Here is a 21,801-nt window from a genome sequence, read left to right on the forward strand (position 1 = left end):
CTTCTATCAATTTTTTATTTCTTCCATCTTCTCACGTCCTAGCTCTCGATAACTACGGTCACCAACAACCTCAACGCTAAACTGACCGTCCTCATATTCAAGAATCGTCACGCTACCATTATCGAGGCCATGCGGATGCATACCATTAATCAAATAAACAATGGTCCCAATGGTCATTCCATGGCTTACGACGAGAGCATTGCCCCCACCTTGTTCTTCCATTTCTTTGGCAATCGCTTCAAAGCCTTCCTTGATTCGACCACTGAGTTTTTCCCAACCTTCAGCCCAGCCTGCAGTATCAACCTCAACTAGACCTTCTGCTAGCTCCGCATAGGACAACTGATGAACATGGTCTACATTGAAAATTCTCGGAATCAAGCCCATAAAGAGGTCCCCATCATAGGCCCCATCAAAACTACCAAAGCACCACTCTCTGATGCGCTTGTCCATGCGGTAAGGGATTTTTCCCTCCAAACCAAGTTCTTCTAGGATAATTCCCATAGTTTGAATGGTGCGCCCTGAATCACTGGAATAAGCGCGGTCAAATTGTAAACCAGACTCTCTCAAGCCAATTCCCAGTTCATGGATTCCCAACTCACCTTCTGCGGTTAGAGGCGTATCACTCCATCCTTGTGCACGTCCAATCGTGTTAAACATCGTTTTCCCATGACGGACCAAGTACAATCTTACTTTAGACATTTTCTATCCTCCATTTCTTCTATTATATCATGGATCAAAGAAATATTCGGCTTTCAAAAGCAAAGCCAACATTTGTAAATTATCCAAAAGAAAAGCTACCCTCATGGTAGCTTCCCTAGGAGATTATTATGAAAAAATTTAGGATTTCTATTAAATAAAGTTAGGAGGTCTTTATTTAATGATTATAGTATACACCGTCATCCTTAAACTCAACTTAAATCCTCTCACTTTTTATTAATTTTTAAAACTATGGATTGGCGCAGGAATTTGGCCACCGCGAGAGATGAAATCAACAGACGAAGCCCCGTTAACTTTCATCACTGGAGCTGTTCCTAGCAAGCCACCAAACTCAATCATATCGCCTTCTTTGCCCTTTGGAATAATACGGACAGCCGTTGTTTTCATGTTAATAACACCGATGGCCGCCTCATCCGCAATCATAGCTGCAATGGTTTCAGCAGGCGTATCTTCTGGAATGGCAATCATATCCAGTCCAACAGAACAGATAGCTGTCATGGCTTCTAGTTTCTCTAAATTCAGAGAGCCATTTTGCACCGCAGCAATCATCCCCTCATCTTCAGAAACGGGGATAAAAGCACCTGACAAGCCACCGACTTGGTTACAAGCCATCACTCCACCCTTCTTAACTTGGTCATTCAAAAGAGCGAGGGCAGCCGTCGTCCCATGCGTACCAACTGTTTCTAATCCCATTTCCTCAAGGACACGTGCCACAGAGTCTCCAACTGCAGGAGTTGGTGCCAAACTTAGGTCTACAATCCCAAAGTCAACTCCAAGGCGTTCGCTCGCCATTTGACCGACCAGCTGACCGATACGAGTAATCTTGAAGGCTGTTTTCTTGACTGTTTCCGCTACTACATCAAAACTCTGACCACGAACTTTCTCCAAGGCGCGTTTGACAACACCAGGACCTGAAACACCAACATTGATGATGACATCTGCTTCACCGACACCATGGAAGGCCCCCGCCATAAAAGGATTGTCCTCAACAGCGTTAGCAAATACGACCAACTTAGCCGCTCCCATATCTGATAAGTTCGCTGTCTCCTTGATGATACGTCCCATATCTGCAACCGCAGTCATGTTGATACCTGACTTGGTTGAGCCAATATTAACAGACGAACAAACCTTGTCTGTCTCAGCTAGAGCGCGTGGGATAGAATTGATGAGAATTTCATCTCCTTTTTGGTAGCCTTTTTGTACCAAAGCTGAGAATCCACCGATAAAGTCAACACCAATCTCCTTGGCAGCCTTGTCAAGAGCCTTTGCCAAAACGACATAGTCCGTCGCATCAGTCGCAGCACCAATCAAGGAAATCGGAGTCACCGATACCCGTTTATTGACAATAGGAATACCAAGTTCTGCAGCAATTTCATCTCCTACAGCCACTAGATTTGCAGCTTTAGTAGTAATTTTTTGGTAAATTTTTTCAGCAGCACGTTCAATATCTGGATCAATACAGTCCAAAAGGGAAATCCCCATGGTGATGGTTCTGATATCGAAGTTCTGCTCTTCGATCATGGCAATGGTTTCCGTAACTTGTCTAATATCCATGATAACCTCCTAGATATTGTACATAGCATCAAAAATCGCTGCACTCTGAATATTGATTTTAACATTCAAGGTCTGACCAAAAGTTTCAAACTCATTTCGCAGATAAGTGAAATCCTGTTTTTCGTTACTAGAGACGACCGCCATCATGGTAAAGTATTCATCCAACACCGTCTGAGAAATATCGTCAATATTCAAACCCAACTCTGCAATCTTAGTAGACACGCCTGCAACGATCCCAGCCTTGTCCTTACCAACCACTGTAATAATAGCCTTCATTCTTATACCCCATTTCTACGATTATTAGAAAACCTGAACGTTTTTGATTTTCTTTTTTCCTAGTATAGCATATTTCCGAAAAAAATACTAAAAAACGCCTGCTTACGAAGTTGTTCTTAAGAAAAAAACAATTTCGTAAACAAGCGTCTACCCTATCAAATGATGATGAGTGTTCCCGCTAGGACCAAAGTCCCAGCGGTAGACCAGAGCTAGACTAAGAGCACAAGACTCCATCATCATAACACTCAACAAAATTGATGATTTTATACTAATTCGATGATTGCCATTGGCGCAGCATCACCACGACGTGGTTCAGTTTTAAGGATACGAGTGTATCCACCGTTACGTTCAGCATAACGAGGTGCGATTTCTGAGAACAATTTTTGAAGTGCTGTAGTAGAAGTGTACTTATCAGTTGCTTCATCATAGTTTTCAGATGCGATTTCATTACGTACGAAAGCAGCTGCTTGACGACGTGCATGCAAATCACCACGTTTACCTAGAGTAATCATTTTTTCAACAGTTTTACGGATTTCTTTAGCACGAGCTTCAGTTGTCACGATTGATTCGTTGATCAAAAGGTCAGTTGTCAAATCGCGAAGCATTGCTTTACGTTGTGAGCTAGTGCGTCCTAGTTTACGGTAAGCCATGTATTCCTCCTTTATTTATCTTTTAATCCAAGACCCAAGTCAATGAGTTTGAGTTTCACTTCTTCCAAACTCTTGCGTCCAAGATTTCGTACTTTCATCATCTCTGCTTCAGATTTTTCTGTCAAATCATGCACAGTGTTGATACCGGCACGTTTCAAACAGTTGTATGAACGCACAGACAAGTCCAGTTCCTCAATCGTACGATCCAAAATACGGTCATCCGATTCAGTATCAGCTTCTTTCATCACTTCTGCAGATTTAGCAATCTCTGTAAGATTTGTAAACAAATCAAGATGTTCTGTCAAGATACGTGCTGAAAGCCCTAAAGCATCTTCTGGAATAATTGTTCCATTTGTCAAGATTTCAAGGGTTAATTTGTCAAAACCATCGTTACTACCTACACGAGCAGGTTCAACTTGATAGTTGACTTTTGTAACTGGTGTATAAATAGAATCTACAGCAAGTGTTCCAACTGGCGCATTATCTTTTTTGTTTTCATCAGCAGGCACATATCCACGACCACTGTTAACAGTCATTGTCGCCTTTAGAGAAGAACCTTCACCGATTGTAAAGAGATAATGATCTGGATTTACAATCTCAATATCACTGTCAGTCAAAATATCTCCAGCTGTAATTTCAGCAGGACCTTCAACGTCAAGCTCAATGATTTTTTCGTCTTCAACGTATGATTTCACTGCAATCCCTTTAATGTTCAGAATGATTTGCATCACGTCTTCACGAACACCTGGAACTGTGTCAAACTCATGTAACACACCATCAATGTTGATAGATGTCACAGCTGCCCCTGGTAGAGAAGCTAGTAGTACACGACGAAGAGAGTTACCAAGAGTTGTACCGTAGCCACGTTCAAGTGGTTCGATTACAAACTTGCCATAATCTTTATTTTCATCAATTTTTGTTATATTTGGTTTTTCAAACTCAATCATTTAGTTACTCCCTCTTAAACGAAAAGCAGTGTAATGCGATGATTATACACGGCGACGTTTTGGAGGACGAGCACCATTGTGTGGCACTGGAGTCACATCACGAATTGCTGTTACTTCAAGACCAGCGGCAGCAAGCGCACGAATAGCTGACTCACGACCAGAACCTGGACCTTTTACAGTAACTTCAACTGATTTAAGACCGTGTTCTTGTGCAGATTTAGCAGCAGCTTCAGAAGCCATTTGAGCAGCGAATGGTGTAGATTTACGAGAACCTTTGAAACCAAGAGCACCAGCTGATGACCAAGCAATTGCATTACCATGCACATCAGTAATCATAACAATAGTGTTATTAAATGTAGCGTGAATATGAGCAATACCAGATTCGATATTCTTTTTCACACGACGTTTACGTGTTGGTTTAGCCAAGACTTTTACCTCCTATATTATTTTTTCTTACCAGCAATCGCAACAGCTTTACCTTTACGAGTGCGAGCGTTATTTTTAGTGTTTTGTCCACGGACAGGAAGTCCACGACGGTGACGAATACCACGGTATGAACCGATTTCCATCAAACGTTTAATGTTCAAGTTTACTTCACGACGAAGGTCACCTTCAACTTTGATTGCATCCACTTCACGACGGATAGCATCTTCTTGATCTGATGTAAGGTCACGTACACGAACATCTTCTGAGATTCCAGCAGCAGCCAAAATTTTCTTAGATGTTGAAAGTCCGATACCATAAACGTAAGTCAATGAGATTACTACGCGTTTGTCATTTGGAATGTCAACTCCAGCAATACGAGCCATGTTTTCTCCTTTCTATCTTATCCTTGACGTTGTTTGTGTTTTGGATTTGCTGGGCAAATTACCATAACACGACCATTACGACGAATTACTTTACAGTATTCGCAAATTGGTTTGACCGATGGTCTTACTTTCATTTCTTATCCCTCCAAGTTTTTCGATTATTTAAAGCGGTAAGTGATACGTCCACGTGTCAAGTCATATGGACTCATCTCGACAGTAACACGATCTCCCGCTAAAATACGAATATAGTTTTTACGAATTTTACCAGAAACTGTTGCTAAAATCTGATGTCCATTTTCAAGTTCAACCGTAAACATTGCGTTCGGCATTGTATCGACTACTTTGCCTTCAACTTCAATCACATCGTCTTTTGCCACGCAAAAGCACCTCCATAAATTTCGATTCGATGCCTCAAGACACAGAGGCAACAATTATAAGTCAGACTATCTCAGTATAACATTTGTCGCGATTTTTTGCAAGTATGAAAAACGCTTTATTTCAAATTTGTCAATACTTTTTCGATGTCTTTGAACACATCATTGATATCTTGATTTCCTTCGATATCATGAACTAAACCTTTAGCACGATAGTGAGCAATGATTGGTTCACCTTGTGCAATATTCACATCCAAACGACGCTTCACTGTCTCAGGTTTATCATCTTCGCGTTGGTAGTAATCCTCTTCTTTGTAGTCAACTGGTGGATTGAAAACTTTGTGGAAAGTTTCACCTGTTTTGCGGTGAATGATACGGCCACTCAAGCGTTCCAAGAGACAGTCTGGATTCACTTCGATGTTGATTACTCCTTCAAGTTCAATACCAAGTTCAGCCAATGTTTCATCCAAGGCATGAGCTTGTTCAATCGTACGTGGGTAACCATCTAACAAGAAACCTGTTTCTTTGATATCGTCCTGTGAAAGGCGTTCTTTAACAATACCATTTGTAACTTCGTCTGGGACCAACTCACCTTTGTCAATATATGACTTTGCGAGTACACCCATTTCAGTTTGATTAGCCATTGCAGCACGGAACATATCGCCTGTTGAGATATGTGCAACATGGAATTTCTCCACAATTTTAGCTGCTTGCGTTCCCTTACCTGCTCCAGGTAAGCCCATAATCAAAAGATTCATGATAGGATCTCCTTATTTTGTATTTAAATAGAAGCAGAAATCTATTTCAACCCCTATTTAAAAACAAAATAGAAGAGAGGAGATAAAAATCTGACAACGTCTTCGATTTTTACACTCCACTCTCTGAGCAATAGTCAATTTTATTTCCTATTACAACTATTCTGTTGTGTCTAAGAAACCAACATACTTACGTTTCAATAGATACCCTTCCAATTGTTTAATTCCTTCAATACCTGTCGAGATAATGATTAGTAGACTTGTTCCCCCAAAAGCAACAACTTCTGAAAGGCCAAATACATCTTTAGCTACGATAGGTAAGATAGAAATAACACCTAGGAAGAGAGAGCCGACAGTAGCAAGACGACGAAGAAGTTTCGACATGTATTCTTCTGTCCCTTTACCAGGACGGACCCCATGAATGTAGGCTCCACTCTTTTGCAAGTTTTCTGCTGCCTTCTCTGGATTGATCTGTACAAACGTATAGAAGAATGTAAAGAGAATGATCAACAAGGCATACATAGCAACACCTGTCGGAGACGTTGTAGATAACATTTCCTGTGCTGTACGTACCCAAGCCCAATCATGACCTGTAGCACTCAAAAATTGAAGAATGGCTGCAGGTGCTGCTGTAATGGAACTTGCAAAGATAACTGGGATAACCCCTGCTGGGTTTACCTTCAAAGGGAGGTATGAACTTGATGGGGCTCCTTGAGCAACTTTTGTATATTGGATTGGGATTTTATATTCTGCCTGTTGAACATATGTTGTAAAGTAAACAATCAACAAGACAGCGATAATCAAAATAACAACAAAGATAATAGATGAAGTCAATCGGCTACTTGGGATATTGACAAAGTAGTCAACATAGATACCCTTAATCATCTCAGGAATTGAAGCGACAATACCTGCAAAGATGATCATAGAAACACCGTTACCATATCCTTTATCTGTAATTTGTTCCCCAAGCCAAGTTACAATCATACTACCTGCTGTTAGGATGATCCCAATGGTCACAAAGACTTGTGGAGTTAAATCTGTCGTTAATAATTTCGCTCCAGATAGAGTATTAAACCCTGCTGTAATCCCGATAGATTGAACAAATGCAAGCACCAGTGCAATATAACGAGTAGCCTGGTTTAGTTTTCTCCGTCCTACTTCCCCTTGTTTGCCCCATTCTACAAACTTCGGTAAAATATCCATTTGTAGCAATTGAACAACGATAGAAGCAGTGATGTACGGACTTACACCAAGTGCAAAAACGGAGAAGTTCTTCATGGCATTCCCTGAAACAAGACTAAGCATGTTTAAGAAAGATAAACCACTGAGAGCTTCTAAACTTTTTGCATTCACCCCTGGAACAGTAATACTTGTCCCAATACGGAAAACAAGAATGATAAAAATTGTAAAGAGAATTTTTGATCGAACTTGTTTAACCTTGAGAGCTTCTTTTAATAATTTAAAAAACATGGGTCACCTCTCTTAGATGACTTCTACAGAACCACCTTTAGCAGTGATAGCTTCCTCAGCTGATTTAGAGAATTTAGCCGCTTTAACAGTCAATTTCTTAGTCAATTCACCGTTACCAAGAATTTTAACGCCTGATTTTTCAGCTTTCACAATTCCTGCTTCGATAAGCACAACTGGAGTCACTTCAGCACCATCTTCAAAGACGTTCAATTGGTCAAGGTTTACAATTGCGTATTCTTTAGCGTTGATGTTAGTGAATCCACGTTTTGGAAGACGACGGAACAATGGAGTTTGTCCACCTTCAAAACCAAGGCGAACTCCGCCACCGCTACGAGCTTTTTGACCTTTTTGACCGCGACCAGATGTTTTACCGTTACCTGATGAAGTACCACGACCAACACGGTTACGTACTTTACGAGAACCTTCTGCAGGTTTCAATTCATGAAGTTTCATTATTATTTTCTCCTCTTTTGTAAAATGCTAGCGCCGATAAGAGAGAAAAGGTTGTCTCCCTTATCAACTCGCCTATACGACGTCATCACAGATGACTATATCTAGTTTTAGGGGATGGTATACTGCACATCCCCTAAAAATCATTAGTTTACTTCTTCAACTGTTACCAAGTGAGATACTGCTGTGATCATACCACGGATAGCAGCGTTATCTTCTTTAATAACAGAGCTGTTCAATTTGCCAAGTCCAAGTGCTACAACAGTTTTACGTTGTGATGGAATGCGTCCGATTGGAGACTTAGTCAAAGTAATTTTAATTTGAGCCATTTTATCCCCTTTCTTATGCCAAATCAGAAACTGAAATACCACGAAGGGCAGCAACTTCTTCAGCGCGTTTCAATTGTTTCAAACCTTCAACAGTTGCGCGAACAATGTTGATTGGAGTGTTAGAACCAAGTGATTTAGATGTAATATCTGCCACACCTGCCAATTCCACAACGGCACGAACCGCACCACCAGCGGCAACTCCAGAACCTTCTACAGCAGGTTTCAACAATACTTTAGCTCCACCGAATTCTGAAAGAACTTCGTGTGGGATTGTTGTTCCAACCATAGGAACTTCAATCAAGTTTTTCTTAGCATCTTCTACTGCTTTGCGGATTGCTTCTGGAACTTCTTGAGCTTTACCAGTACCAAATCCTACACGACCGTTGTGGTCACCGACAACAACAAGAGCTGCGAAACGAAGACGACGTCCACCTTTAACAACTTTTGTAACACGGTTGACAGCAACTACGCGTTCTTCTAATTCAACTGCATTGTCTTTAAATGCCATTTTCTAGTGTCCTCCTATTAGAATTTCAATCCGTTTTCACGAGCTGCATCAGCCAAAGCTTTCACACGTCCGTGATATAGATATCCACCGCGGTCGAACACCACTTCTGAAATACCTTTAGCGTTTGCACGTTCTGCAACGAGTTTACCGACAGCAACGGCTTGTTCAGTTTTAGTTCCTTTTGAAACTTCTTTGTCAAGAGTTGAAGCACTTGCGAGCGTTACACCCGCTACGTCATCAATCACTTGAGCGTAGATGCCTGTATTAGAACGGAATACGTTCAAACGTGGGCGATCAGCAGTTCCAGAGAGTTTTCCGCGAACGCGACGGTGGCGTTTTTGACGGAGTTTGTTTTTATCTGGTTTAGAAATCACAGTTTTCACCTCTTTAGTTTTAAATCGCGTGCTATGCACAAAGTTGGAAAATAGGTTGGTGGTTGAAAATCAACCACTCAACATTATTTACCTGTTTTACCTTCTTTAAGACGAACGTACTCTCCAACGTAACGAATACCTTTACCTTTGTAAGGTTCTGGTGAACGAAGGCTACGTACGTAAGCAGCTGTTTGCCCAACCACTTCTTTTGAAATTCCGCTAACAACAATTGTTGTTGGGTTTGGAAGTTCAAAAGTAATTCCTTCTGGAGCTTCAACTTCATCTGGATGAGATTTACCAACAGCCAAAACAAGTTTTGATCCTTGAAGTTGTGCACGGTAACCAACCCCACGCATTTCAAGTTCTTTCTTAAATCCTTCTGATACACCAATTACCATGTTATTCAAAAGGGCACGAGTAGTTCCGTGGATAGTTTTCATTTCTTTTGAATCGTTTGGACGGTGAAGAGTTACTTCAGTACCTTCCACGCGAATTTCAATATCTTTTGAGAACTTACGAGTAAGTTCTCCTTTAGGTCCTTTTACAGTTACTACGTTGTCATTGTTAGTGACTTCAACACTAGCAGGCAACACGATAACTTTATTACCAATACGTGACATGTTTATTTTCTCCTGTTAAATTGTCAGGCCTTGACGGCCAGTTTTCACGGGGTTAAATCGATTTCTCGATTTGAAGGAACATTTAGGTTTCAATTTCAAAGTGAATCTAGGCATCGTCTCGCAGGCATAACTTTGGGTTAGGCAAGAGACGATAACGAAGAGTCACAAAGAAATTGTGAGCTAAATATTACCAAACGTAAGCGATAACTTCTCCACCAACATTCTTTTGGCGTGCTTCTTTATCAGTAAGCAAACCTTCAGAAGTTGAAAGGATAGCAATTCCAAGTCCGTTAAGAACTTTTGGAAGATCTTCACGTTTTTTGTAGACACGAAGTCCTGGTTTAGAAACACGTTTCAAGTTAGTGATAACTTTTTCACCGTTTGGTCCGTATTTAAGGAATACACGGATGATGCCTTGTTTGTCATCTTCGATGATTTCAACGTTTTTTACAAAACCTTCGCGTTTAAGGATTTCAGCAATCCCTTTTTTGATGTTTGATGCAGGTACTTCAAGTACTTCGTGTTTCGCTTGGTTAGCGTTACGAATACGAGTTAGGAAGTCTGCGATTGGGTCAGTCATAACCATTTTGTTCTTCTCCTCTTACTAGTAGTTTGCAAGTTGCACTTGCTAGTTAACACATGATACAAAGAGCGTAACAGCAAGAGCAAAAATAGGCAATTTGATGCAGGAGCGATGCTCCAAAGCAAATTGGTCTTTTTTGCCAAAGCTGTAGCTCGTGTTCAAATCGGCAAGCCCAACTGAACCCGGGCTAAACTCTGCGTGAAAAAGATAAACTTTCCTAGAAACTTCAGTTTCTTCGTCAAGTTTCCTATTTTCACCTGGAGTTTTGACGCCCTTGATATCTTAAATTACCAAGATGCTTTTGTTACACCAGGAATTTGTCCTTTGTAAGCTAATTCACGGAAGCAAACACGGCAAAGTTTAAATTTGCGGTAAACTGAATGCGGACGACCACATTTTTCACAACGAGTATAAGCTTGAGTAGAGAACTTCGCTGGACGTTTGTTCTTAGCAATCATTGATTTTTTAGCCATTAGATTTACCTCCTATATTATTTTGCAAAAGGCATTCCAAGGCCTGTAAGCAATGCACGTGACTCTTCGTCAGTGTTAGCAGTTGTTACGATAACGATGTCAAGACCACGAGTTTTGTCAACGTCATCAAAGTTGATTTCTGGGAAGATCAATTGTTCTTTCACACCAAGTGTGTAGTTTCCGCGTCCATCAAATGATTTTGTTGGAACACCGTGGAAGTCACGCACACGTGGAAGTGAAACTGAAACCAATTTATCCAAGAATTCGTACATACGTTCCCCACGAAGGGTAACTTTTGCACCGATCGCTACACCTTCACGAAGACGGAAGCCGGCGATTGATTTTTTAGCTTTAGTGATAAGTGGTTTTTGACCTGAGATAAGCGCCAATTCTTCAGCAGCTTTTTCAAGGCTTTTAGCGTTTGATACAGCTTCACCAACACCCATGTTCAAAACGATCTTATCTACTTTAGGCACAGCCATCACTGATGAGTAGTTGAATTGTTCTGTCAAAGCAGGAACTACTTCATTAAGATATTTTTCTTTTAAACGATTTGCCATTATACTTCTCCTTTCCTTCGTGATTAATCAAGCACTTCGCCTGATTTTTTGTTGTAGCGAACTTTTTTACCGTCTACAAATTTGTAACCAACACGACCAGCTACACCATTTTTGTCCAAAACTTGGACGTTTGATACGTGGATAGCTGCTTCTTTCTCGATGATACCACCTTGAGGAAGCTCGTTAGTTGGACGTTGGTGTTTCTTAACGATGTTAACACCTTCAACGATAACTTTGTTTACTTTTGGAAGGGCAGTAAGGACAACAGCTTCTGTTCCCTTATCTTTACCAGCGATTACGCGAACTTTGTCGCCTTTTTTTACAAACATTAGGTTTCTCCTTAATTTTTCTTACGCCCACAAGGGCACCCTAGCTTGAAGCTAGGGGACTAGTTTGTTTCTAAAAATTAAAGTACTTCTGGAGCAAGTGACACGATCTTCATGAAGCCACCTTCACGCAATTCACGTGCAACTGGGCCAAAGATACGTGTTCCGCGAGGAGTTTTGTCATCACGGATGATAACAGCTGCATTTTCGTCAAACTTGATGTATGAACCATCAGCGCGACGAGCACCTGATTTAGTACGAACGATAACAGCTTTTACAACGTCACCTTTTTTAACCGCACCACCAGGAGTAGCTTGTTTTACAGATGCCACAATGACATCACCGATGTTCGCAAATTTACGTTTAGAACCACCAAGAACTTTGATAGTCAAGATTTCGCGTGCACCGCTGTTGTCTGCGACTTTCAAACGAGTTTCTGTTTGAATCATTTCAGTTTTCTCCTTTCAGGCTTGATTAGATGATAACCGCTTCTTCAACAACTTCTACAAGACGGAAACGTTTTGTAGCTGAAAGCGGGCGAGTTTCCATGATACGTACGATATCGCCTTCTTTGGCAACATTGTTTTCATCATGTGCTTTGTATTTTTTAGAGTAGTTAATACGTTTACCATAGACTGGGTGGTTACGTTTTGTTTCAACTACAACTGTGATTGTCTTGTCCATTTTGTCAGATACAACACGTCCAACAAGAACTTTACGATTATTGCGTTCCATTGAAATTTCTCCTTCCCTAGTCTATTATTTCGCTTCAGATTGAACTGTTTTGATACGAGCGATTTGTTTTTTAACTTCTTTCAAGCGAGCTGTTTGTTCCAATTGACCAGTAGCAGCTTGGAAACGAAGTTCAAACAATTCTTTTTTCAATTCGTTTTCGCGCTTCGCGAGTTCTTCTTGAGAAAGACCACGAAGTTCTTTAACAAATTCTTTTACTTCATTAAGTTTCATGCCTTCTCCTTATTCTGCTTCACGTTTTACGAATTTAGTTTTAACTGGCAATTTGTGGCTAGCAAGACGAAGCGCTTCACGTGCAATCTCTTCAGATACACCAGCGATTTCGAACATCACTTTACCACGTTTAACTGGTGCTACCCAACCTTCAGGTGCCCCTTTACCAGATCCCATACGCACACCGATAGCTTTAGCAGTGTATGATTTGTGTGGGAAGATTTTAATCCAAACTTTACCACCACGTTTCATGTAACGAGTCATGGCAATACGAGCAGCTTCGATTTGGCGGTTAGTGATCCAGTGGCTAGTTGTAGCTTGAAGACCGTATTCACCGAATGCTACTTCTTTTCCACCTTTTGCTTCACCGCGCATTTTTCCACGGAATTCACGACGGTGTTTAACACGTTTAGGTACTAACATTGGTTATTTACCTCCTTTAGTGTTTTTACGAGCTGGAAGAACTTCACCACGGTAGATCCATACTTTAACACCAAGTTTACCGTATGTAGTATCTGCTTCTTCCCAAGCGTAATCGATATCTGCACGAAGTGTGTGGAGTGGAACAGTTCCTTCTGAGTATCCTTCAGCACGGGCAATATCTGCACCGTTCAAACGACCTGATACTTGAGTTTTGATTCCTTTAGCTCCAGCACGCATTGCGCGTTGGATTGCTTGTTTTTGTGCACGACGGAAAGCAACACGTTGCTCCAATTGACGAGCAATTCCTTCACCTACAAGGTGAGCATCCAAATCAGGTTGTTTGATTTCGATGATGTTGATGTGTACTTGTTTTCCAGTCAATTTGTTAAGTTTTGCACGGAGTGCATCAACGTTAGCGCCACCTTTACCGATAACCATACCTGGTTTAGCAGTGTGAAGTGAAACGTTAACTTTGTTCACTGCGCGTTCGATTTCGATAGTTGAAACTGCTGCGTCAGCAAGTTCTTTTTGAACGAATTTACGGATTGCAAGATCTTCATGAAGGTAATCCGCGTATTCTTTTTCAGCATACCATTTGGCATCCCAATCACGGATGATGCCGACACGCATACCAATTGGATGTACTTTTTGACCCACGATGTTACCTCCTTATTTTTCTGCAACAGCTACAGTGATGTGAGCTGTACGTTTGTTGATTGGTGAAGCTGAACCTTTCGCACGTGGACGGAAACGTTTCATAGTTGGTCCTTCGTTTGCGAATGCCTCAGATACTACCAAGTTAGCTTTGTCCAAACCAAAGTTGTTTTCAGCGTTAGCTACAGCTGAATTCAAAACTTTCAAGATGATTTCAGCAGCTTTGTTTGGAGTGAATGTCAAGATTGCAATAGCGTCGGCTACGCTTTTACCACGAATATTGTCAAGAACAAGACGTGATTTACGAGGTGAAACACGTACTGTACGAGCCATTGCTTTAGCTGAAGTAATTTCTGCCATTTATGTTCTCCTTATTTTCTACGTGTTTTCTTGTCGTCTGCAGCGTGACCTTTGTAAGTACGAGTTGGTGCAAATTCACCAAGTTTGTGACCTACCATGTCTTCTTGGATGTAAACAGGTACGTGTTTACGTCCGTCATAAACTGCAATAGTGTAACCAATGAAACTTGGGAAGATCGTTGAACGACGTGACCAAGTTTTGATAACTTTTTTCTTTTCGTCGTTAGCTTGAGCTTCAACTTTTTTCATCAAATGCTCATCGACGAAAGGTCCTTTTTTAAGACTGCGTCCCATTTTTATGTTTTCTCCTTTAAATATTGTACCACAGCGGCTTGCGCTCACATTGAGCGCTACCGAGCTGGCGGAATTTCCTAGTTGCTTAAGCGACTAGTTTACTATTATTTCTCGTTGCGACGACGAACGATAAGTTTGTCAGATTTCGCTTTCTTGTTACGAGTTTTAAGACCAAGAGCAGGTTTGCCCCATGGAGTAGATGGCGCTTTACGACCAACTGGTGCTTTACCTTCACCACCACCGTGTGGGTGATCGTTAGGGTTCATTACAGAACCACGAACTGTTGGGCGGATACCTTTCCAACGGCTACGTCCTGCTTTACCAAGGTTTACAAGTCCATGTTGTTCGTTTCCGACAACACCAACTGTAGCACGACAAGTTCCAAGAATCATACGAACTTCGCCAGATTGAAGACGAACAAGAACGTATTTACCTTCTTGACCCAATACTTGAGCAGAAGCTCCAGCTGCACGGACCAATTCTCCACCACGACCTGGTTTCAACTCGATGTTGTGGATCAAAGTACCAACTGGGATGTTAGCAAGTGGAAGAGCGTTTCCGACTTTGATATCTGCTTCTGGGCCTGAAACGATACGTTGACCAACTTCAAGACCTTTTGGAGCGATGATGTATGCTTTCACACCGTCTGTATAGTGTACAAGAGCGATGTTTGCAGAACGGTTTGGATCGTACTCGATTGTTTTAACAACTGCTTCAACGTTGTCTTTGTTGCGTTTGAAGTCAACTAAACGGTAGAAACGTTTGTGCCCACCACCTTGGTGACGAACAGTGATACGACCGTTGTTGTTACGACCAGCCTTGTTCTTCAAAGCAACAAGCAATGATTTTTCAGGAGTGCTTGTTGTGATTTCAGTGAAATCCAAAGAAGTCATATTACGGCGACCGTTTGTTGTTGGTTTATAAACACGAATTCCCACGATATTTCCTCCTTAGATTATTCAGCTTCAGCAGCAAACAACTCGATTGCTTTTGAATCAGCTGTAAGAGTGATGATAGCTTTTTTAGTTTTGTTAGTAAAACCAGTGTAACGTCCAACACGTTTCGCTTTTGGTTTTACGTTGATTGTGTTGACATTTGCAACTTTAACACCTTCAAAAGCAGCTTCAACAGCTTGCTTAATCAAAAGTTTGTGTGCACGAGTGTCAACTTCAAATACATACTTTCCTGCTTCAAGTTGAGCCATTGAGCTTTCAGTGATAACAGGTTTTTTGATAACATCATACAAATTCATTATGCAAGAACCTCCTCGATTTTAGAGATAGCTGCTTGAGTAACAAGAAGTTTGTCACTATTTGCGATGTCAAGAACACTTGCAGTTGTAGCGGTCGCAACTTTCACGTTTGGAAGGTTACGAGCTGAAAGAGCTGCGAATTCGTTTCCTTCTTCAAGAATAACAAGGACTTTAGAATCGATGCTCAAAGCTGCAAGAACTTTTGCAAATTCAGCAGTTTTTGGAGCTGTAAATTCAAGAGAATCAACGGCTACAAATTTGTTTTCAGCAACTTTTTCTGAGTAAACAGATTTAAGCGCAAGGCGACGAACTTTTTGAGGAAGTTTGTACGCATAGCTACGTGGAGTTGGTCCGAAGACAGTTCCACCACCACGCCATTGTGGAGAGCGGATAGAACCTTGGCGAGCACGTCCAGTTCCTTTTTGACGCCATGGTTTGCGTCCACCACCTGAAACAGCTGAGCGATTTTTGACTGCGTGAGTTCCTTGACGAAGGCTAGCACGTTGGCTGATGATCACATCAAACACAACAGATTGGTTTGGTTCGATACCAAAGATTGCATCGTTAAGAACAACTTCGCCAGCTTGTTTACCAGTTTGGTCGAATAATGTTACATTTGCCATTTTGACTGTATTCCCCTTTCCTTATTATTTACCAGCTTTAACTGCTGACTTGATAGTGATAAGAGATTTCTTAGCACCTGGTACGTTACCTTTGATAAGGATAACGTTCTTTTCTGGAACAACTTGTACAACTTCAAGGTTTTGAATTGTCACGCGGTCGCCACCCATACGTCCTGCAAGGTTTTTACCTTTAAACACGCGGTTAGGTGCAACAGGTCCCATAGAACCTGGACGACGGTGGTAACGAGAACCGTGAGCCATTGGTCCACGTGATTGTCCATGGCGTTTGATAACACCTTGGAAACCTTTACCTTTAGAAGTACCAGTTACGTCAACAACGTCTCCAGCTGCGAATGTTTCAACTGTGATTTCAGCACCAACTTCCAAGCCTTCAACGTTTTTGAATTCACGAATGAAGCGCTTAGGAGCCGTGTTAGCTTTCGCTACATGTCCTTTAGCAGGTTTGTTGCTCAATACTTCGCGTTTGTCATCAAAACCAACTTGAATAGCGTTGTATCCGTCTGTTTCTACAGTTTTAACTTGAAGAACAACGTTTGGAGTTGCTTCAATAACTGTCACAGGGATCAATTCGCCAGCTTCAGTGAAGATTTGAGTCATTCCCACTTTTTTCCCTAAGATTCCTTTTGTCATGAGAAAATAGTTCCTTTTCTATATTTTTTTATTCAAAAAGTTTTTAACGAGCGTTTTTCATGCTCAAGGTTTCAAACTTTGTATTAAAGCTTGATTTCTACGTTTACACCACTTGGAAGATCCAATTTCATCAACGCATCAACTGTTTTTTGAGTTGGGTTAACGATATCGATCAAACGTTTGTGTGTACGCATTTCAAATTGTTCGCGAGAGTCTTTGTATTTGTGAGTCGCACGAATGATTGTGTAGAGGCTACGTTCAGTTGGAAGTGGGATTGGACCCGCGACTTGTGCACCTGTACGAGTAGCTGATTCTACGATTTTTGCAGCCGCTGTGTCAAGCGTACGGTGTTCGTAAGCTTTCAAACGGATACGGATTTTTTTGTTTGCCATCTTTTTCTCCTTTTCGTCTATTTAAGATAATAGGCTAGCTCCACAAGAAAACCGACGCGCGTTGCGTGGCAATGCAACCGAGCGTGTCGCAACCTCTTGCATCACAGCTAAAGCTGTAATTTACAGCACCATAATAGAATAACACAAAGCCCCTGCGATTGCAAGGGATTTGTGAGCTTTTTTTCGTTTTTTTAAGATGAAACTGTTTTCTATTTTCATCTTTCCAAGATTACGGATTTATATCTATAAAAAACCGTCTTTTCTTCTATATAATGTGTGTCAATGTGTGTCATTTTGACCTTGAATGTATCTTCTGATTGATCTACTAAAATGTCCGCTTTAGACTCGGTTTCTCTATAGTACCGCAGATACTGCTCCCGTCTCGTCTGATGGCTAGCTAATACAAAAGATGCATCGCGATTTCTCATAGTCGTATCTCGAGCTAGACGCCTCTTTAATTCTGTTTCTTCATCCGTGTAGAAACAGATGGTTTTGTCAAAGAGTTCCTTGGGTAGAAAGCCCACAGACATCCCTTCAACAATCAGAATCGGCTTGGCTCCAGACAAGATTTCACTAGCCTTCCACGGTTCATCGATTGTTAAGACATCCATACCTGCCTGCAAAGCGAGAATATCTCTCTGTAAACTTGCCAGTTCATGCGCTACAGGCAGACAAGCTGTCACTTTTTGATCTGGTGCTTGCTTTGGTACTACCAGGTGACGTTCTGAGGTGATATAGGGATCTGTCTCTAGCAAATTTACTGTTGTAGGATCTAGGGCTTGATATAATTCCTGAGCAAAGGTTGATTTACCTGAAGCGCCATGACCGTAGATCCCTAGCGTCCTAATTCTTCCCGTTTCGACTTCTGAAACCAGTTGTTCTATCAGGTCTTTTTTCTTCATTCTCTCTTCATCTGCTCATAGCTTTCTTTTCCGTCATTAAGCTTGTCCCAAATCACCACTTGCCCACTTTTGAGAGATTTTTGCACATCAATAATCCGTTGATTGGAAGAACCTCGAAACTGGAGCATGAGATTGCGCTTGCTTTTATCATACCGTCCATCGACAAGGATGTCAATCAGCGACAAAAGTTCCAGTTTATCTGGAGTCTCCAGCATCATTTCTTCCCACGTGTAGCCCGTCCAGGACCAGATATCTTTGTCTGGCAATTCCTTTCGGATTCGCTTAACGAGCGGCAAGAGAATACCCGTATTAAGAAAGGGCTCTCCTCCTAGTAGGGTCAATCCTTGAACATAGGGTTGGGCAAGGTCTTCCATGATTTGTTCTTCTAATTCTGCCGTATAGGGAATGCCTGCGTTGAAAGACCAAGTCGCAACATTATAGCATCCCTCGCAGTGAAACATGCAACCTGATACATAGAGAGAGTTTCGCACACCTTCTCCATCGACAAAGTTAAAAGCCTTGTAATCAATGATTCGCCCTTTACTAAGCTCCTCACTTTTCCATTCACCTGGTTTTGGTGTATTCCATGTCATCCTTCTACTCCAAATCTATCCAGTAACGTTCTACGCCATTGCGAACATCCTCAAAGAGTCCGCCATTTGCCACAATCACCGCCCTACTAGCAGGATTTTCCGTACTACAGGTCACAAGTGCTTTTTTGATGTTCTTTTCCTTAGCAACTTGTAGACCTTGTCGGAGGGATTCTTTGGCATACCCCTTACCTCTTTCAGATGGACGAATGGAGTAGCCAATATGGCCACCTTCTTCCAATAAGAAGTCATTGAGGCACAAGCGGATATTGAGAAATCCTACGGCTTGTCCATCTTTCGAAAAAGCGACTAACTGAATATCAGGCACCCACCCTTCAGGCAAATTAATCCCCATTTCATGATCCTGATTGTTTTTTAACCACTCTTCATACACAAAGTTCTCTGTATCCCAAAATCCCCCATCATGGGCTGATTGGCTCTTTTCAAATTCTGCCATCATCTCTAAAACAGCTTCCTTATCCGCCAATATCGGTCTACGTAGTTCCATCCTTACCTCCCACCTAAGAGAAAAGCGAGAGCGAACTCTCACTTTTATTTTTTCTTGTTCTTGTTTAAAAACTGTTCTCTGAGGTTAAGCAAGCGTTCTTTTTTGCCTGTTCCACCTTTCGAGTGTTTCTCGTGATAACGGGTCACTTGAGCGCGTCCCTTATCATCTAATTGGTATTTCCCCATTCCGTCTCTTTCTAGTTTGTTACTTTATGTCCAGGTGTCTTAATGGTTGAACCATTCATATGTTTCACACGCGCAGCGATTTCCTTATGGCGCCCGTTGACCATCGGACGAGCCTGAGGATTGCCCAGATAACCACACGTCCGTTTGACAACGTCTACTGTTTTAGGGTCACTATTGCCACAGTTCGGACAAGCAAATCCTCTTTCAGTTGGTTCAAAATCCCCTTCAAAGTCACACTTGTAACAATGGTCAATCGGAGTATTGGTCCCTAGATACCCTACACGATCATAGGCGTAGTCCCAGACAGCTTCCAAGGCTTTTGGATTTTGTTGGAGAACTGGATACTCACAGTAGTGGATGAAACCACCTGTTGCACCTGCTTCTGGATAAGCCTTCTCAAAGTCCAATTTTTCAAACGGTGTTGGATTTTTACGAACATCGTAGTGGAACGAGTTGGTGTAGTATTCCTTGTCTGTAATATCAGGAATAGAACCGAACTTTTCTGTATCCAAGCGACAGAAGCGATCTGTTAGACTTTCAGACGGTGTCGAGTAGATAGAGAAATGGTAGCCATATTGGTCAGACCACTCTTCTACCCGACGTTTCATATCACGAATGATATCCAGCGTGAATTCCTTGGCTTCTGGATTGTGTTCCCAGCTATTTCCAAAGAAGACTGTAGCCACTTCGTACAAACCGATGTAGCCCAATGAAACTGTCGCACGGCGATTCTTAAAGAGCTGATCAACGCTCTCGTCTTTTCCAAGACGGCGTCCGAAGGCCCCGTACTGATAGAGAATAGGGGCGTTTGCTGGTGTTGCTTCCTTGGTCCGTTCAACACGGTAAACTAGAGCATCTTCTGCGATATTCATCCGCTCGTTGAAGATTTCCCAGAACTTATTCATGTCGCCCTCAGACTCAAGGGCAATACGAGGCAAATTGACCGTCACAACACCTAGATTCATCCGACCTGAATTGACCTCTACGCCATTCTCATCCTTCCATCCTTGGAGGAAGGAGCGACAACCCATAGGAACCTTGAAGGAACCTGTCAGTTCAATAATCTTATCATAGGACAAGACATCTGGGTACATCCGCTTGGTTGCACACTCGAGGGCCAACTGTTTGATGTCATAGTTTGGAGTTCCCTCTTCCAAGTTAAGGCCTCTTTTAAGCGTAAAGATAAGTTTTGGGAAGATGGCTGTGCGGTGTTCTGAACCAAGCCCCTTGATACGAATGGTCAAGATAGCTTTTTGAATTTCCCGTTCAAAACGACTAGTTCCTAGACCAAAACCTAGTGAAGTAAAAGGTGTTTGTCCATTTGAAGTGAAGAGGGTGTTGATTTCATACTCAAGAGATTGCATGGCATCGTAGATGTCTTTTTGAGTTTTCTTCCAAGCGTAATCTTCCCGTTTCTCAGGCAAGACCCACTCTTCCGCATCTTTGAGGTGCTTTTGGTAATTCTTCTCTGCATAAGGCGCCAAAACTTCATCGATACGGTCAGCTGAACAGCCCCCGTACTGGCTAGAAGCAACATTGGCAATGATTTGTGAAATCTGAGCGGTCGCAGTCTGGATAGACTTGGGACTCTCTACCTCTGCATTACCAATTTTAAAGCCATTTTCCAACATGCCTTTAAAATCAATCAAACAGCAGTTGGTCATCGGAGTGTAGGGGCTGTAGTCCAAGTCATGATAGTGGATATCCCCTTTTTGGTGAGCATTAGCTACGTGCTTAGGAAGCATTTGCAATCCTATTGATTTCCCAACAATCCCTGCTGTCAAATCACGTTGAGTGTTAAAGACATCGCTGTCTTTATTGGCATTTTCATTGACAACTGCTTGATCTTTATTGAGAAGTTTATGAATGCTAAAGTTGATATCTGTCGCTTTTGAGCGCTCAAAATCCCTCTGTGTCCGATAAGTGATATACTCTTCAGCCAAGGCATATTCTTTGGCTTCGAGAAGTTCATGTTCTACGATATTCTGAATCTCATAAATCTTCACACCTTTAGGGAAACGACTATGAATTTCGGTAACGATTCTTTCAACTAGACCATTTAGGCGTTTTTCTACTAGAGGCGTAACGTCCATAACCTTTTCCGCCGCCTTGTGGAGAGCCTTGTCAATCTTGTCTACATCAAATACTACACGTCTACCATCTCGTTTTTCAACGAACAAGGTGGGAACGGTTGCAAGCTTTTCTTCTAATACAATCATATCCATGC

At 41.7% G+C, this 21,801-nt stretch carries 37 protein-coding genes; all 37 read right to left on the reverse strand.

Going from position 1 to position 21,801, the window contains the following annotated elements; translation table 11 throughout:
• Nucleotides 1-6: 6 nt before the first annotated feature.
• Nucleotides 7-699, reverse strand: coding sequence for a histidine phosphatase family protein (locus HMPREF1516_RS03830; RefSeq protein ID WP_000049278.1), 693 nt, complete (start codon nucleotides 697-699; stop codon nucleotides 7-9).
• Nucleotides 700-933: 234 nt separating this feature from the next.
• On the reverse strand, nucleotides 934-2,271 hold the full coding sequence (locus HMPREF1516_RS03835) for a PFL family protein (protein ID WP_000354874.1): 1,338 nt from the start codon (nucleotides 2,269-2,271) through the stop codon (nucleotides 934-936).
• Between the two features lie 9 nt (nucleotides 2,272-2,280).
• Nucleotides 2,281-2,547 carry an ACT domain-containing protein gene (locus HMPREF1516_RS03840; protein WP_000644114.1) on the reverse strand — a complete coding sequence of 89 codons (267 nt, stop codon included), beginning with the start codon at nucleotides 2,545-2,547 and terminating at the stop codon, nucleotides 2,281-2,283.
• A 263-nt stretch (nucleotides 2,548-2,810) separates the two neighbouring features.
• Nucleotides 2,811-3,197, reverse strand: coding sequence for a 50S ribosomal protein L17 (gene rplQ / locus HMPREF1516_RS03845; protein ID WP_000331493.1), 387 nt, complete (start codon nucleotides 3,195-3,197; stop codon nucleotides 2,811-2,813).
• An 11-nt stretch (nucleotides 3,198-3,208) separates the two neighbouring features.
• Nucleotides 3,209-4,144, reverse strand: coding sequence for a DNA-directed RNA polymerase subunit alpha (locus HMPREF1516_RS03850; RefSeq protein ID WP_000568983.1), 936 nt, complete (start codon nucleotides 4,142-4,144; stop codon nucleotides 3,209-3,211).
• Nucleotides 4,145-4,186: 42 nt separating this feature from the next.
• Complete coding sequence (gene rpsK / locus HMPREF1516_RS03855; protein WP_001118385.1) at nucleotides 4,187-4,570, reverse strand: 30S ribosomal protein S11; 384 nt, start codon at nucleotides 4,568-4,570, stop codon at nucleotides 4,187-4,189.
• Nucleotides 4,571-4,587: 17 nt separating this feature from the next.
• A complete protein-coding gene (gene rpsM / locus HMPREF1516_RS03860; RefSeq protein WP_000090786.1) occupies nucleotides 4,588-4,953 on the reverse strand; it encodes a 30S ribosomal protein S13 in 366 nt (121 codons plus the stop codon).
• Nucleotides 4,954-4,970: 17 nt separating this feature from the next.
• Complete coding sequence (gene rpmJ, locus HMPREF1516_RS03865) at nucleotides 4,971-5,087, reverse strand: 50S ribosomal protein L36 (RefSeq protein ID WP_001808836.1); 117 nt, start codon at nucleotides 5,085-5,087, stop codon at nucleotides 4,971-4,973.
• A gap of 24 nt (nucleotides 5,088-5,111) precedes the next feature.
• A complete protein-coding gene (gene infA, locus HMPREF1516_RS03870) occupies nucleotides 5,112-5,330 on the reverse strand; it encodes a translation initiation factor IF-1 (RefSeq protein ID WP_001029883.1) in 219 nt (72 codons plus the stop codon).
• Nucleotides 5,331-5,446: 116 nt separating this feature from the next.
• Complete coding sequence (locus HMPREF1516_RS03875; protein WP_001050426.1) at nucleotides 5,447-6,085, reverse strand: adenylate kinase; 639 nt, start codon at nucleotides 6,083-6,085, stop codon at nucleotides 5,447-5,449.
• Nucleotides 6,086-6,241: 156 nt separating this feature from the next.
• Nucleotides 6,242-7,552, reverse strand: coding sequence for a preprotein translocase subunit SecY (gene secY / locus HMPREF1516_RS03880; RefSeq protein ID WP_000465390.1), 1,311 nt, complete (start codon nucleotides 7,550-7,552; stop codon nucleotides 6,242-6,244).
• A gap of 12 nt (nucleotides 7,553-7,564) precedes the next feature.
• A complete protein-coding gene (gene rplO, locus HMPREF1516_RS03885; protein WP_000766089.1) occupies nucleotides 7,565-8,005 on the reverse strand; it encodes a 50S ribosomal protein L15 in 441 nt (146 codons plus the stop codon).
• Nucleotides 8,006-8,148: 143 nt separating this feature from the next.
• Nucleotides 8,149-8,331, reverse strand: a complete 183-nt coding sequence (gene rpmD, locus HMPREF1516_RS03890; protein WP_000057241.1) for a 50S ribosomal protein L30 — start codon at nucleotides 8,329-8,331, stop codon at nucleotides 8,149-8,151.
• Between the two features lie 13 nt (nucleotides 8,332-8,344).
• Complete coding sequence (gene rpsE, locus HMPREF1516_RS03895) at nucleotides 8,345-8,839, reverse strand: 30S ribosomal protein S5 (RefSeq protein ID WP_000874204.1); 495 nt, start codon at nucleotides 8,837-8,839, stop codon at nucleotides 8,345-8,347.
• A 17-nt stretch (nucleotides 8,840-8,856) separates the two neighbouring features.
• Nucleotides 8,857-9,213, reverse strand: coding sequence for a 50S ribosomal protein L18 (rplR, locus tag HMPREF1516_RS03900; protein ID WP_000624044.1), 357 nt, complete (start codon nucleotides 9,211-9,213; stop codon nucleotides 8,857-8,859).
• Between the two features lie 83 nt (nucleotides 9,214-9,296).
• The gene (gene rplF / locus HMPREF1516_RS03905; protein WP_033605851.1) at nucleotides 9,297-9,833 is read right to left on the reverse strand and encodes a 50S ribosomal protein L6; all 537 of its coding nucleotides are present in this window, start codon (nucleotides 9,831-9,833) and stop codon (nucleotides 9,297-9,299) included.
• 187 nt (nucleotides 9,834-10,020) lie between these two features.
• Complete coding sequence (gene rpsH, locus HMPREF1516_RS03910; RefSeq protein ID WP_000245504.1) at nucleotides 10,021-10,419, reverse strand: 30S ribosomal protein S8; 399 nt, start codon at nucleotides 10,417-10,419, stop codon at nucleotides 10,021-10,023.
• A 284-nt stretch (nucleotides 10,420-10,703) separates the two neighbouring features.
• Complete coding sequence (locus HMPREF1516_RS03915; RefSeq protein WP_001085697.1) at nucleotides 10,704-10,889, reverse strand: type Z 30S ribosomal protein S14; 186 nt, start codon at nucleotides 10,887-10,889, stop codon at nucleotides 10,704-10,706.
• Nucleotides 10,890-10,906: 17 nt separating this feature from the next.
• Entirely contained in the window at nucleotides 10,907-11,449 is a 543-nt protein-coding gene (rplE, locus tag HMPREF1516_RS03920) for a 50S ribosomal protein L5 (protein ID WP_000013542.1), read from the reverse strand.
• 23 nt (nucleotides 11,450-11,472) lie between these two features.
• A complete protein-coding gene (gene rplX / locus HMPREF1516_RS03925; protein WP_000497691.1) occupies nucleotides 11,473-11,778 on the reverse strand; it encodes a 50S ribosomal protein L24 in 306 nt (101 codons plus the stop codon).
• A 77-nt stretch (nucleotides 11,779-11,855) separates the two neighbouring features.
• Nucleotides 11,856-12,224 carry a 50S ribosomal protein L14 gene (rplN, locus tag HMPREF1516_RS03930; protein ID WP_000616547.1) on the reverse strand — a complete coding sequence of 123 codons (369 nt, stop codon included), beginning with the start codon at nucleotides 12,222-12,224 and terminating at the stop codon, nucleotides 11,856-11,858.
• Between the two features lie 25 nt (nucleotides 12,225-12,249).
• Nucleotides 12,250-12,510: a 30S ribosomal protein S17 gene (gene rpsQ / locus HMPREF1516_RS03935; RefSeq protein WP_000440801.1), complete on the reverse strand. Its 261-nt coding sequence runs from the start codon at nucleotides 12,508-12,510 to the stop codon at nucleotides 12,250-12,252.
• A gap of 24 nt (nucleotides 12,511-12,534) precedes the next feature.
• Entirely contained in the window at nucleotides 12,535-12,741 is a 207-nt protein-coding gene (rpmC, locus tag HMPREF1516_RS03940) for a 50S ribosomal protein L29 (RefSeq protein ID WP_000772918.1), read from the reverse strand.
• 9 nt (nucleotides 12,742-12,750) lie between these two features.
• Nucleotides 12,751-13,164, reverse strand: a complete 414-nt coding sequence (gene rplP, locus HMPREF1516_RS03945; protein WP_000960947.1) for a 50S ribosomal protein L16 — start codon at nucleotides 13,162-13,164, stop codon at nucleotides 12,751-12,753.
• Nucleotides 13,165-13,167: 3 nt separating this feature from the next.
• Nucleotides 13,168-13,821: a 30S ribosomal protein S3 gene (gene rpsC, locus HMPREF1516_RS03950; protein WP_000529936.1), complete on the reverse strand. Its 654-nt coding sequence runs from the start codon at nucleotides 13,819-13,821 to the stop codon at nucleotides 13,168-13,170.
• Nucleotides 13,822-13,833: 12 nt separating this feature from the next.
• Nucleotides 13,834-14,178 (reverse strand): 50S ribosomal protein L22, encoded by a 345-nt coding sequence (gene rplV / locus HMPREF1516_RS03955; RefSeq protein ID WP_000818137.1) that lies wholly within the window; start codon nucleotides 14,176-14,178, stop codon nucleotides 13,834-13,836.
• A gap of 11 nt (nucleotides 14,179-14,189) precedes the next feature.
• Nucleotides 14,190-14,471, reverse strand: a complete 282-nt coding sequence (gene rpsS, locus HMPREF1516_RS03960) for a 30S ribosomal protein S19 (RefSeq protein WP_000533766.1) — start codon at nucleotides 14,469-14,471, stop codon at nucleotides 14,190-14,192.
• Nucleotides 14,472-14,575: 104 nt separating this feature from the next.
• Nucleotides 14,576-15,409, reverse strand: coding sequence for a 50S ribosomal protein L2 (gene rplB, locus HMPREF1516_RS03965; protein WP_000512915.1), 834 nt, complete (start codon nucleotides 15,407-15,409; stop codon nucleotides 14,576-14,578).
• Nucleotides 15,410-15,426: 17 nt separating this feature from the next.
• A complete protein-coding gene (locus HMPREF1516_RS03970) occupies nucleotides 15,427-15,723 on the reverse strand; it encodes a 50S ribosomal protein L23 (protein ID WP_001055347.1) in 297 nt (98 codons plus the stop codon).
• The gene (rplD, locus tag HMPREF1516_RS03975) at nucleotides 15,723-16,346 is read right to left on the reverse strand and encodes a 50S ribosomal protein L4 (protein WP_000024550.1); all 624 of its coding nucleotides are present in this window, start codon (nucleotides 16,344-16,346) and stop codon (nucleotides 15,723-15,725) included. Before rplD ends, HMPREF1516_RS03970 begins: the two co-directional genes overlap by 1 nt.
• A 24-nt stretch (nucleotides 16,347-16,370) precedes the next feature.
• The gene (gene rplC / locus HMPREF1516_RS03980) at nucleotides 16,371-16,997 is read right to left on the reverse strand and encodes a 50S ribosomal protein L3 (protein ID WP_000160197.1); all 627 of its coding nucleotides are present in this window, start codon (nucleotides 16,995-16,997) and stop codon (nucleotides 16,371-16,373) included.
• 83 nt (nucleotides 16,998-17,080) lie between these two features.
• Nucleotides 17,081-17,389: a 30S ribosomal protein S10 gene (gene rpsJ, locus HMPREF1516_RS03985; protein ID WP_001284513.1), complete on the reverse strand. Its 309-nt coding sequence runs from the start codon at nucleotides 17,387-17,389 to the stop codon at nucleotides 17,081-17,083.
• 215 nt (nucleotides 17,390-17,604) lie between these two features.
• Nucleotides 17,605-18,291, reverse strand: a complete 687-nt coding sequence (locus HMPREF1516_RS03990) for a uridine kinase family protein (protein WP_000725980.1) — start codon at nucleotides 18,289-18,291, stop codon at nucleotides 17,605-17,607.
• The gene (nrdG, locus tag HMPREF1516_RS03995; protein WP_000220158.1) at nucleotides 18,288-18,884 is read right to left on the reverse strand and encodes an anaerobic ribonucleoside-triphosphate reductase activating protein; all 597 of its coding nucleotides are present in this window, start codon (nucleotides 18,882-18,884) and stop codon (nucleotides 18,288-18,290) included. The genes HMPREF1516_RS03990 and nrdG overlap by 4 nt, the downstream gene beginning before the upstream one ends.
• A 4-nt stretch (nucleotides 18,885-18,888) precedes the next feature.
• Nucleotides 18,889-19,389, reverse strand: coding sequence for a GNAT family N-acetyltransferase (locus HMPREF1516_RS04000; protein WP_000423390.1), 501 nt, complete (start codon nucleotides 19,387-19,389; stop codon nucleotides 18,889-18,891).
• A 44-nt stretch (nucleotides 19,390-19,433) separates the two neighbouring features.
• Nucleotides 19,434-19,574, reverse strand: coding sequence for a hypothetical protein (locus tag HMPREF1516_RS04005; protein WP_000521625.1), 141 nt, complete (start codon nucleotides 19,572-19,574; stop codon nucleotides 19,434-19,436).
• Between the two features lie 11 nt (nucleotides 19,575-19,585).
• Nucleotides 19,586-21,793 carry an anaerobic ribonucleoside-triphosphate reductase gene (gene nrdD, locus HMPREF1516_RS04010; protein WP_000636177.1) on the reverse strand — a complete coding sequence of 736 codons (2,208 nt, stop codon included), beginning with the start codon at nucleotides 21,791-21,793 and terminating at the stop codon, nucleotides 19,586-19,588.
• Nucleotides 21,794-21,801: the final 8 nt, after the last annotated feature.

The organism is Streptococcus sp. CM6 (genome assembly GCF_000526095.1).
In the GTDB taxonomy this organism is placed as follows: domain Bacteria; phylum Bacillota; class Bacilli; order Lactobacillales; family Streptococcaceae; genus Streptococcus; species Streptococcus oralis_BW.